13 protein-coding genes are annotated in these 12,738 nt (G+C 73.6%); 3 read left to right on the forward strand and 10 right to left on the reverse strand.

Going from position 1 to position 12,738, the window contains the following annotated elements; translation table 11 throughout:
• Window positions 1-67: 67 nt before the first annotated feature.
• The 4 genes from ACFWVC_RS16205 to ACFWVC_RS16220 are packed head-to-tail and all read right to left on the reverse strand — an operon-like array spanning window position 68 to window position 3,021.
• Window positions 68-691 carry an ATP/GTP-binding protein gene (locus ACFWVC_RS16205; protein ID WP_384285093.1) on the reverse strand — a complete coding sequence of 208 codons (624 nt, stop codon included), beginning with the start codon at window positions 689-691 and terminating at the stop codon, window positions 68-70.
• Window positions 672-1,031 carry a DUF742 domain-containing protein gene (locus ACFWVC_RS16210; RefSeq protein ID WP_384285096.1) on the reverse strand — a complete coding sequence of 120 codons (360 nt, stop codon included), beginning with the start codon at window positions 1,029-1,031 and terminating at the stop codon, window positions 672-674. The genes ACFWVC_RS16205 and ACFWVC_RS16210 overlap by 20 nt, the downstream gene beginning before the upstream one ends.
• The gene (locus ACFWVC_RS16215) at window positions 1,028-1,414 is read right to left on the reverse strand and encodes a roadblock/LC7 domain-containing protein (protein WP_384285468.1); all 387 of its coding nucleotides are present in this window, start codon (window positions 1,412-1,414) and stop codon (window positions 1,028-1,030) included. The genes ACFWVC_RS16210 and ACFWVC_RS16215 overlap by 4 nt, the downstream gene beginning before the upstream one ends.
• Before the next feature lie 23 nt (window positions 1,415-1,437).
• Entirely contained in the window at window positions 1,438-3,021 is a 1,584-nt protein-coding gene (locus ACFWVC_RS16220; protein WP_384285470.1) for a sensor histidine kinase, read from the reverse strand.
• 979 nt (window positions 3,022-4,000) lie between these two features.
• On the opposite strand from ACFWVC_RS16220, the gene ACFWVC_RS16225 reads away from it, so the two are divergent.
• Window positions 4,001-6,448, forward strand: a complete 2,448-nt coding sequence (locus ACFWVC_RS16225; protein WP_384285474.1) for a SpoIIE family protein phosphatase — start codon at window positions 4,001-4,003, stop codon at window positions 6,446-6,448.
• A gap of 124 nt (window positions 6,449-6,572) precedes the next feature.
• Window positions 6,573-7,559 carry a sigma-70 family RNA polymerase sigma factor gene (locus ACFWVC_RS16230; RefSeq protein WP_384285099.1) on the forward strand — a complete coding sequence of 329 codons (987 nt, stop codon included), beginning with the start codon at window positions 6,573-6,575 and terminating at the stop codon, window positions 7,557-7,559.
• On the opposite strand, the gene ACFWVC_RS16235 is transcribed toward ACFWVC_RS16230, so the two are convergent.
• The 3 genes from ACFWVC_RS16235 to rho form a co-directional block, all read right to left on the reverse strand.
• On the reverse strand, window positions 7,461-7,871 hold the full coding sequence (locus tag ACFWVC_RS16235) for an STAS domain-containing protein (protein WP_384285102.1): 411 nt from the start codon (window positions 7,869-7,871) through the stop codon (window positions 7,461-7,463). The genes ACFWVC_RS16230 and ACFWVC_RS16235 overlap by 99 nt on opposite strands.
• Window positions 7,872-7,950: 79 nt before the next feature.
• Window positions 7,951-8,619: a histone deacetylase gene (locus ACFWVC_RS16240; RefSeq protein ID WP_384285106.1), complete on the reverse strand. Its 669-nt coding sequence runs from the start codon at window positions 8,617-8,619 to the stop codon at window positions 7,951-7,953.
• 20 nt (window positions 8,620-8,639) lie between these two features.
• On the reverse strand, window positions 8,640-9,818 hold the full coding sequence (gene rho, locus ACFWVC_RS16245; protein ID WP_384285110.1) for a transcription termination factor Rho: 1,179 nt from the start codon (window positions 9,816-9,818) through the stop codon (window positions 8,640-8,642).
• Window positions 9,819-10,113: 295 nt separating this feature from the next.
• Between rho and ACFWVC_RS16250 the strand changes: the two genes are divergently transcribed.
• Window positions 10,114-10,473, forward strand: a complete 360-nt coding sequence (locus tag ACFWVC_RS16250) for a hypothetical protein (protein ID WP_384285112.1) — start codon at window positions 10,114-10,116, stop codon at window positions 10,471-10,473.
• On the opposite strand, the gene ACFWVC_RS16255 is transcribed toward ACFWVC_RS16250, so the two are convergent.
• The 3 genes from ACFWVC_RS16255 to ACFWVC_RS16265 form a co-directional block, all read right to left on the reverse strand.
• Entirely contained in the window at window positions 10,463-11,236 is a 774-nt protein-coding gene (locus tag ACFWVC_RS16255) for a L,D-transpeptidase family protein (protein ID WP_384285116.1), read from the reverse strand. The two genes, ACFWVC_RS16250 and ACFWVC_RS16255, sit on opposite strands and share 11 nt — an antisense overlap.
• A 110-nt stretch (window positions 11,237-11,346) precedes the next feature.
• Entirely contained in the window at window positions 11,347-12,168 is an 822-nt protein-coding gene (locus tag ACFWVC_RS16260; RefSeq protein ID WP_384285121.1) for a hypothetical protein, read from the reverse strand.
• Complete coding sequence (locus tag ACFWVC_RS16265) at window positions 12,146-12,679, reverse strand: SigE family RNA polymerase sigma factor (protein WP_384285127.1); 534 nt, start codon at window positions 12,677-12,679, stop codon at window positions 12,146-12,148. The genes ACFWVC_RS16260 and ACFWVC_RS16265 overlap by 23 nt, the downstream gene beginning before the upstream one ends.
• Window positions 12,680-12,738: the final 59 nt, after the last annotated feature.

The raw sequence follows: 12,738 nt of genomic DNA on the forward strand, positions 1-12,738 counted from the left end.
GCGCACGGGCGCATTCGCCCGTGCGCCCGCCGTGCGCGGGTCACAGAATGAGACGCCTGCCCAACGCCTATCCCCCCGTGGCCACGGCGAGGGAGTGCAGATACCGCATCAAGGTCATCAGGACATCGCGGCTGGACTCCCGTTTACGGGCGTCGCAGTCGACGATCGGCACATGCGCGGGCAGGTCGAGCGCGGCCCGCAGGTCCTCGACCGGGTGGCGGGGCGCTTCGGGGAACGTGTTGATCGCGACGACGAAGGGCACCCCGCGCTCCTCCAGCCGGCCGATCACATCGAAACTGACCTCCAGCCGACGGGTGTCCACCAGCACCACCGCGCCCAGGGCCCCCTCGAACAGGCCGTTCCACAGGAACCAGAAACGCTGCTGGCCCGGTGTGCCGAAGAGATAGAGCACCAGTTCCCGGTTGATGCTGATCCGGCCGAAGTCCATCGCGACAGTCGTCGCCGTCTTGCGTTCGACCCCGGCGATGTCGTCCACACCGACACCCGCCTGGGTCATGGTCTCCTCGGTGGTCAGCGGACGGATCTCGCTGACCGAGCCGACCAGGGTCGTCTTGCCGACCCCGAAGCCCCCGACGATCACTATCTTGACCGCGGCGGCGGCGGATTCCGGGAGTACGTCCTCGCTTCGCGGTCCCGGGACCGCCAGCGGGTCAGAGCTTCTCAAGTCCATGTATCACCGCCTCGATAAGAGAGACATCGGGAAGTTGCGCGGGGGGCACGGGTGAGCGCGCCTCGACCCGCTTCTCGGCCAGGAGGTCGAGCAGGAGCACCGTGACCACGCTCACCGGCAGGCCCAGGTATGCGGAGATCTCCGCGACCGACAGCGGCGAACTGCACAGCCGCACGATCGCCGCCTGCTCGGGGGGCATTCCCGGCGGTGGCCCGGTCCGTGACCGGACGAGCGTGACCAGGTCGAGGACGGAGTCGCCGGACGCCCCGCTGCGGCCGCGAGTGATCACGTAGAGCCGCTCGGGGCTTCCTTCCTCCCATCCCTGGCCCGCTTCGCTCATCCTGCCTGCCCCTCATTGCGGGGAGGACTGCTGAGGTGCTCGCCGATACGGGCGACGAGGTCGCGCATCCGCTGCCCCATCAGCCCGGCGTCGACGCCCTCGTCCGCCAGCACCGCGAGATACGCCCCCGCTCCGGCCGCCATCAGGTAGAAGAAGCCGCCCGACATCTCGATCACGACCAGGCGCATGCGCCCGTCGCCGTGCGGGAACTCGGTGGCGACGGCCGCCGCCAGGCTCTGCAGTCCCGCACAGGCGGCGGCCAGCCGGTCCGCAGTGTCCGTGTCCGATCCCCACTGGGCCATGCGCAAGCCGTCCGCCGAGAGCACCACCACATGGCGGGTCTGCGGAACGCTGGTCGCCAGGTCCTTGAGCATCCAGTCCATGTTGGCCCGCTGCTGAATCACGGCTATTCACCCTTATCTAACGACTCGTCACTCTTGACGGGAGCGGCAGGCGGCGTCTCACCGGACACGCCGCTCTGGAAGGCGGCCAGCCACATGCCCGGCTGCACCGGCTCATCGGCCGACGGCTTGGCATGGGAAGCGGTGACGGAACCGGCAGGGGACGTGGACCCCGTACGAACGCCCGGGGCCGGGGGGGTCGCACGCCGGCGGCGTTGCGGCAGACCGTTCGCGGTGCGCTCGTGCACCACGGGGATCTCGTCCGCCATCTCGGCCGAGACGGTCCCGTTCTCCACCGTCTCCGACCGGCGGGGGCCGGTGTCCGGCCGAGGCTCCGGAGCGGTCCCGGCACTCCCCGCACCGCCCGCACCGCCTTCACGGGGGGCCGGCACCGGACGCGGACCGGACGCGGCGCCGATGCCGTGGGCCAGCCCCGTCGCGTTGGTCATCGTGGTGATCAGGTCCTGCGGCACGACCAGCACCGCGCGGACACCGCCGTACGCCGACGACCGCAGGGAGACCTGGAAACCGTAGGCCTTCGACAGCCGGCCGACGACCGCGAGGCCGAGCCGCGGGGTCTCGCCGAGGCCGTTGAGGTCTATGCCAGCCTGGGCCTCGGCGAGCATCTGCTCGGCCCGCAGCCGGGCCTCCTCGCTGAGGCTGACGCCGCCGTCCTCGATCTCGATCGCGATACCGGACTGCACCTCGACCGCGGTGACGTGCACCCGGGTCTGGGGCGGCGAGTAGCGGGTCGCGTTGTCGAGCAGCTCCGCCGCCGCGTGGATCAGCGGCTCCACGGCGGGGCCGATGATCGCCACCTCGGAGACCGAGTGCAGTTCGATGCGCTGGTAGTCGATGATCCGCGACATGGCGCCGCGCAGCACGCTGAACAGCGGTACGGCCTTGCTCCACTGGCGGCCGGGCCGGGCGCCGCCGAGGACGGCGATGCTGTCGGCGAGACGGCCGATCAGCGCGGTGCCGTGGTCGAGGCGGAGCAGGTCGCCGAAGACCTCCGGGCTCTGCCCGTGCCGGTCCTCCATGTTCCGCAGGTCGCTGGCCTGTTGGTGCACGATGGCCTGCACACGGCGGGCGATGTTGACGAACGCGCGCTGCGAGGACTCGCGGATGTCCTCCTCCGCGGAGACCGCTCCCAGCGTGGCACGGAGCAGTGCCTGGTGCGCGCCCAGGAATTCGGGGGTCAGTCCCTCGGAGCGCGTCTCGATGCCCTTGAGCACGTCCTCCATGAACTCGCCGCGCTGCAGGCGGGCCATCGCCGCGGGCACCTGCTCACGGGCCAGCCGCAGTGTCTCGGCCTCCTGCTGGGACAGCCGGTACTGCAACTCGGCGTACTGACGCGCGGCTTGTTCGCGCAACTCCTCATTGAGACTTCCACGGCGGGCGACTTCGACCGCCAGCACGGCGACGGCCACGGTGGCGGTCACACCGCACCAGAAGACCGCCTCCCTCGCCTCCGCCGGGACGGTCCATACGGCGACGGCCGTGACCGCCGCGACTATGACGGCCGGCAATAACCACGCGGACGTGGCGGCAGGCCGGCGGTCTCCGGGGGACGATCCAGCACGAACCATCAGCATCCTCAGGTGATCGCTAGACAGGGAACGACAGCACGAACACGAGCACGAACACGGATTCGGCGTAGGCGGTGCGCAAGCGCCGGACACATCGCCACAAGTGCCGTGACCTGGCGTAATTGCTACAACACGCTGAGCCGCAAGTAGCATAGCCATTTCCGATCGTGCCCGATGCACCGTCATGATGCCTATGACACATGCCGGTTGACGTATCGATACCGGCCCGGGTGCGCTCGCGCAAACTCCCCGCAATGATCACGCCACGCCCGGCCGCTCGCCGCGCCGGCCCTCATGGACGGCGGACCGGGACGGTTTCGCCGGGACGGGCGGACGGAGCCGTAGGCCCAGCCGGCGCGGGCGGCCCGAGTCCCCGCCGACCGCGGCCGGAAGCCCTCGCCACGAGCGCTTTCCCATGTCACGCGCCCACGGCGGCGGCGCCCCGGCGCGCGAGCGAGCCGCCGCGCGGAAGCCGCCGGGGCCGCGACCGCGGCCACCGGACGCGGACCGCGGGCGCACGCGGAAGAGGGCGGCGGGCCGCCGGCCGAGGCCGGCTCATGCCGCCCGACCCCGCCACGACCGGACGTCCGGGCCCCGCGAACGCGGGCCATGGCACGCATTCGCGCGGTTGCGCGACCCGCCACGCGGGCGACCATCCACTTCATCCGTAAGAGTGACGGGGACTTGCGTCTGGCCGAGATCGGTGGGATGCGGCCCGCGGAGGGCCGTGCGGCGACCGTGCGGCGACCGTCAACACCACGCGTGATCCTTGGGTCGTCCGGGTGAGCGACGGGCGCGGCGACCACTCGGCCTACGCCACTCCGCCCGCCCGGACCCCACCGCGCGACCACCCCGCCGTACGCCCACCACGAGCGGGCTTCCGCGGTCGGCCCGGCCGGACCCACAGGCACCCGGCAGGCCTCGCCCGCCGCGAAGACCTAGCATGAAAGTCACGTTCCCGCAGAAATGGGGCACCGTGATGGTCACCCCGAAGGAAGGTGCGCCGTCCCCGGCGACAGCCCCGTTCGACTTGGGGTTCGCCGCGTCGATGGTGATCGACGCCGACGGCGCCGTGGTCGCCTGGACGCCCGCGGCGGAGACCCTGCTGGGGTATCCGGCCGCCGAGGTGGTGGGCAGGCCCGCCTCGGTGCTGCTCGCCTCCCCCCAGCACGCCGAGGGGGCCGGGGGCATCGCCGAGCAGTGCCGCGTCCGCGACGCCTGGGGCGGCCTGGTGGCCGCCCGGCACCGCGACGGACGGCGGCTGGAACTGGGCGTACGGGTGTCGGCACTGACCGACTACAGCGGCCGCGAACGCTGGCTGCTCTCGGGGATCGACCTGGCCCACTGCCCCTCCTGGGCGGTCAGCGGCACCGTGCTGGAGGCCTTCCTGACCCAGTCCCCGCTGGGCGTGGCCGTCCTCACCCCGGACCTGCGCTACGTGTGGATGAACGAGACCCTGGAGCGCTTCAGCGGCGTCCCCGGTGAGAAGCGCATCGGCGGCCGGATGGGGGACGCCCTGCCCGGCATCGACACCGCCACCATCGAGAAGGTCATGCGCAGGGTGCTGGCCACCGGCCGGCCGGTGGTGGACTACGAGTACCGGGGCTGGACCCTGGCCGCGCCCCACCAGGAGCACGCGTACTCGACCTCCTTCTGCCGCCTGGAGGACGCCGACGGGCGCGTGATGGGCGTCTGCTACATGGCCTTGGACGTCACCGACCGGTCGAAGGCGCACGATCGCCTCGCCCTGCTCAACACGGCGGGCGCCTGCATCGGCACGACCCTCGACATCCGCCAGACCGCGCAGGAACTGGCCGAGGTCGCGGTGCCGCACCTCGCCGACTTCGTCACCGTCGACCTGCTGGAGGGGGTGCTGCGCGGCGACGAGCCGCCGCGCGGCCGCTCGCTGCGGGCCACCGCCCTGCGCCGTGCCGGGCTGAGTTCGGTGCGCGAGGGCGTCCCGGAGGCCGTGTCGCGGATCGGGGAGCCGATCCGGGCGCCGGAGGACTCGCCGTATGTGCGCTGCATGGCCGAGGCCCGGTCCTTCCTGCGTGCCGACTTCGACGTGGACGGGGCGACCTGGCTCTCCGCGGACCCGGCCCGGCGCGCCAGGATCCGCGAGTACGGGATGTGCACGGCGATGTGGGTGCCGCTGCGGGCGCGCGGCAATGTGCTGGGCGTCGTCACCTTCGTGCGCGGCGGGCGGCCCGATCCCTTCGAGCGGGACGACCTGCTGCTGGCCGAGGAACTGGCGGCGCGCGCGGCGGTGTGCGTGGACAACGCCCGCCGCTGGACCCGCGAGCACGAGGCCGCGCTCGCCCTGCAGCGCAGTCTGCTGCCGCACGCGCTGACCGGCGGCACCGCCGTGGAGGTCGCCTCCCGCTACCTGCCGACCGACGTCCAGGACGGGGTCGGCGGCGACTGGTTCGACGTCATCCCGCTGTCCGGGGCGCGGGTGGCCCTCGTCGTGGGGGACGTGGTCGGGCACGGCCTCACCGCGGCGGCCACCATGGGACGGCTGCGCACGGCCGTGCACACCCTCGCCGACATGGACCTGCCGCCCGAGGAACTGCTGGCCCACCTGGACGACCTGGCCATCCGGCTCACCGAGGAGGACAGCGCCGACGACGCGGTGGCCACCTCCGTACTCGGCGCGACCTGCCTGTACGCCGTCTACGACCCGGTGACCGCCCGGCTGACGGCGGCCCGCGCGGGCCACCCGCCACCGGCGATGGTGACACCCGACGGCGTCGTCTCCTTCCCCGAACTGCCCCCCGGGCCACCGCTGGGCCTGGGCGCGATGCCCTTCGAGTCGGCGGAGCTGAACCTGCCGGAGGGCACCGTCCTGGCCCTCTACACCAACGGGCTGTACAAGTCCTTCGGCGAGGACCCCGACATCGGCCTGGACAAGCTCGCCCACGCCCTCGACCGGCCCGGCCTGCCGCTGGAGGACCTGTGCACCTCCATCACCGGCTCGCTGCTCACCGGTCCGCCCGAGGACGACGTCGCCCTGCTCCTCGCCCGTACGCACACCCTCGGCCCCGGCGACCTCGCCACCTGGGACCTGCCCTGCGACCCCGAAGTGGTGCATTGCGCACGCGGCCTGGCGGTGCGTCAGCTCACGGCATGGGGGCTGACGGAGGTGGCGCCGGTCACCGAACTGGTGGTGAGCGAACTGGTCACCAACGCCATCCGGCACGCGTCCGGGCCGATCCGGCTGCGGCTCATCCGGCACACGGTGCTGATCTGCGAGGTCTACGACGGCAGCAACACCGTGCCGCGGCTGCGCCACGCCCGCACCACCGACGAGTCCGGCCGCGGCCTGTTCCTGGTCGCCCAGCTCACCCGGCGCTGGGGCACCCGCTACACCGGGGACGGCAAACTCATCTGGGCGGAGCAGGAACTCCCGGACACCGCCGCGGGCTGACCGGGCCAGGGCGCGGCGGGGGCGCGGCAGGGGCGGGATCCGCGAAGCCGGGGACCGCTGTCAGTGGGGTGTGCTGAAGTGGACTCGTGGGCGTTCCCGGACCGACGGAAGGCGGAGAAGCCCCATGAGCGACCTTGCTGCACCACCGGACGTGGCGACCGAGCTGGAGCGCCACCGCACCGAGTTGACGGGCTACTGCTACCGCATGCTCGGCTCCCTCTTCGAAGCGGAGGACGCCGTCCAGGAGACCATGGTGCGGGCCTGGCGCGCGTACGACCGCTTCGAGGGCCGCTCCAGCCTGCGCTCCTGGCTGTACCGGATCGCCACCAACGTGTGCCTGGACGCCCTCGGCGGCACCGGCCGCAGGGCCCGGCCGATGGACCTCGCCTCCCCCGGCAGCGCCGAGGGACCGCTGCCCGGAGCGCTCCCGGATGCCGCCTGGATCTCGCCGGCCCCCGACGGGCGCGTCCTGCCGGAGACCGGCGACCCGGCCGACGTCGCCGACCGGCGCGAGTCCGTGCGGCTGGCCTTCGTCGCCGCGCTGCAGCACCTCGCCCCGCGGCAGCGGGCCGTGCTCATCCTGCGGGAGGTGCTGGCCTGGAAGGCCGCCGAGGTCGCCGAACTGCTCGACACCACCGTCGCCTCCGTCAACAGCGCCCTCCAGCGCGCCCGCGCCACCCTCGCCGCGGCCGCCCCCGCCGCCGGCGACCCGGCCGCGCCCCTCGACGAGGAGCAGCGCGCGCTGCTCGCCCGCTATGTGGCCGCCTTCGAGTCCTACGACCTGGACGCCCTCACCTCGCTGCTGCACGAGGACGCCACGCTGTCCATGCCGCCCTACGAGCTGTGGCTGCTCGGCCCGGCGGAGATCAGGGCCTGGATGGCGGGCCACGGCATCGGCTGCCGCGGCTCGCGGCTGCTGCCCGTCGCGGCCAACGGCATGCCCGGCTTCGCCCAGTACCGGCCGAGCGCGGACGGCGGGCACGAGCCGTGGGCCCTTCAGGTCATCGAGATCTCACAGGGCCGCATCACCGGGCTCAACTCCTTCCTCGACACCCAGCGGCTCTTCCCGCTCTTCGGTCTGCCCGCGCATCTGGAGGCCGGCCGGCCCTAGCGTCCCGCCGAGCCCCACCAGGGCGATCAGCTGCCGCAGCGGGCGCCCGGCACCGCGCAGGACGACACGGGCGCCCTGACGGCGGGCGGTGAGCTGCAGCCGGGCCAGCGCGTCGATCAGCACCGCGTCCGGGTCGGCGGCCGGGCCGCTGACGTCGCAGATCACCGTGGTGGGCCCGGCGGCGGCGCCCGCGTGCTCCGCCAGCAGGCATCGCAGGCGCTCGCACAGACCCGGGACCGCCTCCCGGGTCACCGTCGCGGGCAGCACGAGGACGGGGGCCCCGTCCTCGGACCGGGCTGCGGGCTGGACCATGGGCGACCTCCTGCGGCGGGCGTTCACCGGATATGACCCCGTGCGCCGGCGGAATCCATCGGCCCCGCCCTGCCCGGTGTCACCGCCGCAGCAGCGCCTCGATCTCCCCGGCCGTCCAGTCGCCGCCCGCGCACTCCGCGAGATAGCGCGCGATCCCGGGCAGGTCCCACCCCCCGGACTCGAAGAGCCCCTCGGCGATGTGCCGCAGATAGGGGCCCGACGGCCGGACGGGCGCGACGTCCCGCCGCGACCAGGGCGCGGTGAACGTGAGCACCGGGTGCCCGTCCACGTCCCCTGGGTACAGCAGCGTCTCGTACCGTCCGTCGCCCAGGCGTGCCCGCCCGGTGTCCAGCACCGGCGCCAGGTCCAGGTCCCGTCCCGGTGCGCGGTACATCTCCTGTGCCGCGATGTCCGCGAACTGACCGGCCGTCACCAGATGGGCCCGCGCCCGGACGACGCCTTCCGCCACGCCGTCGTCGTAGAAGGCCCGGCCGCCCGACCACACGGGCGACCGCGTCGCGAAGTACATCCGCCCCGGCAGCTCCAGCGGCAGCGACCGCAACGGCGGCCGCGCGTCCCGGCAGCCCGGGTACTCCCGGCCGGCCCCTGGCGGCGAACCGCCCGCCAGATAGCTGTTCAGGCGCGCCAGGTGGGTGTTGGAGCCGTACGAGGCGTACCAGATGAGGGCCGGCGGCTCCGCCCGCGACCCGGCGGCGCGCCGCGCGCCCACACGTCGGGGTTCGATCACGGCACCATCATGCGCCGCGGTCAGGCCGCAGGCACCGTGCCGCGGATCTGCCGCAGGAAGGCGGCGTTGTCGGGCGTCGCCCGCAGCCGGGCGAGCAGCGTCTCGAAGGAACCGGTGCCGGCACCGCCGCGCAGCGCCCGGCGCAGCCCGTGGGAGGCGGCCAATTCGGCCGGGGACAGCAGCAGTTCCTCGCGCCGCGTTCCGGAGGGGTGCACGTCGACCGCGGGGAAGACCCGCCGGTCGGCCAGGGCGCGGTCCAGGCGCAGTTCCATGTTGCCGGTGCTCTTCAGCTCCTCGAAGAAGTAGTCGTCCGCCCGCGACCCCGTTTCGACCAGCGCCGTCGCCAGGATCGTCAGCGAACCCCCCTCCTCCGCCGACCGCGCCGCCCCGAACAGCCGCTTCGGACCGGTCAGCGCGGCGGCGTCCACGCCCCCGCTCAGGGTCCGCCCGCCCGACGACGCGGCGTTGTTGTGCGCCCGGCACAGCCGGGTCAGCGAGTCCAGCAGGACCACGACGTCGCGGCCCGTCTCGACCAGCCGCTTGGCCCGCTCGATCGCGAGCTCCGCCACCGCGATGTGCTGCCGGGGCGTGCGGTCGAAGGTCGAGGCGATCACCTCGCCCCGCACCGACCGCCGCATCTCGGTGACCTCCTCGGGGCGCTCGTCCAGCAGCACCACCATCAGGTGGCACTCCGGGTGGTTGTCGGCGACCGCGTCGGCGACGGCACGCAGCAGCATGGTCTTCCCCGTCTTCGGCGGCGCCACGATCAGCCCGCGCTGCCCCTTGCCGACGGGCGCCAGCAGGTCCAGCACCCGCGTCGCCAGACCACCCTTGGGCGACTCCAGCCGCAGCCGCTCCGACGGGTGAGGCGGTGTCAGATCCTCGAAGTGCCGCCGCCCGCGCGCCGCTTCGGCCGGCAGCCCGCCGACCCGGTCGACCTGTACGAGCGTCCGCCCCCGCCCGCCGCCCGCGGCGGCGCCCTCGACGGCGTCGCCCTTGCGCAGCCCGTACCGCCTGATCCTCTCCGGCGGCACGGTCACGTCGTGCGCCCCCTGCGCGTAGCCGCCGACGCGCAGGAACCCCCGCCCCCCGTCGACATCGAGGACACCGGCGACGGGCGTGTGCCGTTCACCGTCGGACGCGGCCGGAGCCGGGGCCGCCGGGGCACGGCGTGATGGTGCTGTGGTGGATGTGGTCATGTGCATTCCTCACGTGGAAGGGATCGCGCACGCGGCGGTACGAACCGCCGCGACAGGCGCGGAAGCAGAAGGGGCCAAGAGCCGGACCGGAGAAAACGAGAGCGGGAACGCGGACGCGAACGCCATCGACAGGCGGTCACGCGATCCTGCGGGAGAAGCACCGGCGCCACCAAGGGGCGCACAGCCGTGCTTTTTTCAAAGGTAGCACCGGGAAGGCCCCGACGGGGAGAGGGCGATGCGGAGGGTGCCGGGGATGCACCGGCGCGCCGTGCGCCCGCGGGCCCATACTGGCCCCATGCGGAAGGCATTCGCCCATGAGGCCGTCGTGGTCCTGGCGCCCGGTGGGGACGAGAGGGCGCCCGGGGGCGCGATCACCGTGGCGTTGTGCGGTGGCTGGGAACACGAGGGGCGCTGCCCGCTCGCGGCGCATCACACGGCGGTGTCGCCCGGGGAGGACAAAGGTGTGCGCCTGCGGGTGCTGTTCGCGGCGGAGCCGGCGGACGAGCCGGAGGTGCGGGCGCGGATCGAGGCGGCGCTCGCGGCCGGGACGCTGGGCAGGGAGCCCGCCCCGGACACGCGGTGGGAGCTGCGGGCGAGCGGCCCGAGCCCCGTCCGGGCGGACGAGGCCGGGCACGCGGCGCGGCTCAGCGGCTGAGCCAGTCGGCGTCGCCCATCACGACGACGGGGTGCAGGGCCGGGTCCAGGGTGCGCACCAGCTCCCGCATGTCGGGCCGGGGCAGGCTCACGCAGGCGTGGGTCGGGCCGCCGTGGTCGACGTGGAACCAGACACCGCCGCCGCGCGAGTCCCCCATCGGGCGGGTCCAGTCGCGCGGGGTGGTGCCGGGCTGCCGGTTGTAGTTGATGGCCACCACGTAGTCGAACGAGCCGGCCAGCGACTCGCCCTTGAACCCGGTGCCGGAGATGTAGAAGCCCCGTGACCGGTCGTACGGGAGCTTGCTCCCGGGGTCGGGCAGGAGGCCGCCCGCGTCGGTGAGCCCGTAGACGCCCGCGGGGGAGCGCAGGTCGCCAGCGTGGTGGTCGGTGGTCCAGCCGTCGCGGGCGTTGTGGGCGGACCAGGTGGGGCCGTCGCTCCAGCTGCCGTCGGCCTGGCGTTCGTGGATCACGACGTGGGAGACCGAGGAGTTCTTCCCCGCGCCGGTGACCACGACGACCTGGCGGGCGTCGGCCGGGACGGCCTTGAGGGTGCGGGGGCCGAGACCCGGCAGACGGGTGTCGACCGGCGTGGGCGTCGGACTCGCGCCCGCCGGGGGCGCGGCGGAGGCCGCGACGGGCAGCGCGGCCGGCGAGACCGCGGTGGTCGGGGTCCCGCAGCCGGCAAGCAGTCCCGCTCCGGCCGCGACGGCGGCGAGCAGGGATATCGCGGAGCGGGCACCGCCGCGCGGCACGCGGTTGGGCATGGCGAGGCCTTTCGATGTCGGGGACCGGGTGGGGTGTGAGGGCGGAACGGGGACGAAAAACAGGGCGACGGGGGCGAAGGGAGCGAAGGGCGAGCGGCCGGTGGTCAGCCCTACCGGAACTCCGCCGTGTCGAACGCGTCACGGACCGCCGCGAGCGTCCCGGCCGACGCCTCGCGGAAGCACATGCTGACGCTGAGCATCAGGGGCCGGTCCTTCGCCGTGGGAATGCCGCCCCAGGCCTGGGCCTCGGTGTCACCCCCGAGGACCTGACAGCCCTTGCCAGGGGCGCCCAGCTTGACGGTGTCGAAGCCCGCCTTGCCGTCCACCTTCGTGTACATCAGCTTGTGGACGTAGATCAGCGCCGCGCCCTTGCGCAGCTTGCCGATCGGCGGACAGGCCGAGTAGCCCAGGTCGGGGGTGGGCCCGCAGGAGCTGCCCTTGCCCAGCTGCATCGGCTGCTGCGACACGAAGCCGATCATCATCGCGTCCCCGTCCAGGGTGGTGAAGCCCTTCCAGCCGCGCGGCAGCCGCAGCGTCAGCCCGTACAGGTCCGCGAGGTGGACGGTCGTGTACGCGTCCTGGCCGAGGCCGGCCGACGGCATGGACGTGGACGTGGGCGTGGACGTAGAGGAGGCCGAGGACACGGCGGACGGTACGCCCGCGGGTGTCGCGACCGCCTGCCGGTGCCGGTCGGCGCCACCTCCCACCAGGCCCGCCGTCGTGAGCACGCCGACGCCGACGACCGCCGCCGTGACGGCCGAAAGCGCCGCCGTCCTGCGCCGCCTGCGCTGCTGGACCCGGCGCCTGACCTGCGCCATCCGGTCGGCGGGGGCGACGGGCTGCGGCACGGTCCGCTCCAGGAGGACGCTCAGCTCCCACTCGTCCTCGCCGTTCGGCTCCTGCTCGCGATCACGCGAAGTCCCGTTGCGCATGCCGCTCACCCCCTTCCGCCAGGCTGGGCACCGCCGCCAGTTCCGTGCGCAGCATGCTCAGCGCCTTGGCCGCCTGGCTCTTGACCGTGCCGGGCCGGCAGCCCAGCACCGCGGCGGTCTCCTCCACGCTCAGGTCCTCGAAGTAGCGCAGGACCACCACCGCCCGCTGCCGCGGCGGCAGCCGGCGGACGACGGCCGCCAGCGACTGCTCCAGGTCGACGGAGGCGAACGGGTCGCCCGCCGACGCGCCGGCGGGCACCTCGCCGTGCGGCACCTCGCCCCGCCAGCGCCGCTGCCACCACGACGAATGCGTGTTGACCAGCGCCTTGCGCACATACGCCTCGGGGTTCTCGCCGGCTATCCCGCGCCATTTCGGCCAGACCTTCGCCAGCACCGTCTGCAGCAGGTCCTCCGCGAGGTGGGCGTCCCCCGTCAGCAGCCAGGCGACCCGGAGCAGCCTCGGCCCGCGCGCGGTGACGAACTCCTCGAAGTCCGGCCCCGCGTCCCTCACCGTGCTGTCCTCGCCATCGCATTCCTGTCCCTGATTCCGGCCTCACAACCGCCCAACCG

The organism is Streptomyces sp. NPDC058691 (assembly GCF_042714775.1).
Taxonomy (GTDB): Bacteria; Actinomycetota; Actinomycetes; order Streptomycetales; family Streptomycetaceae; genus Actinacidiphila.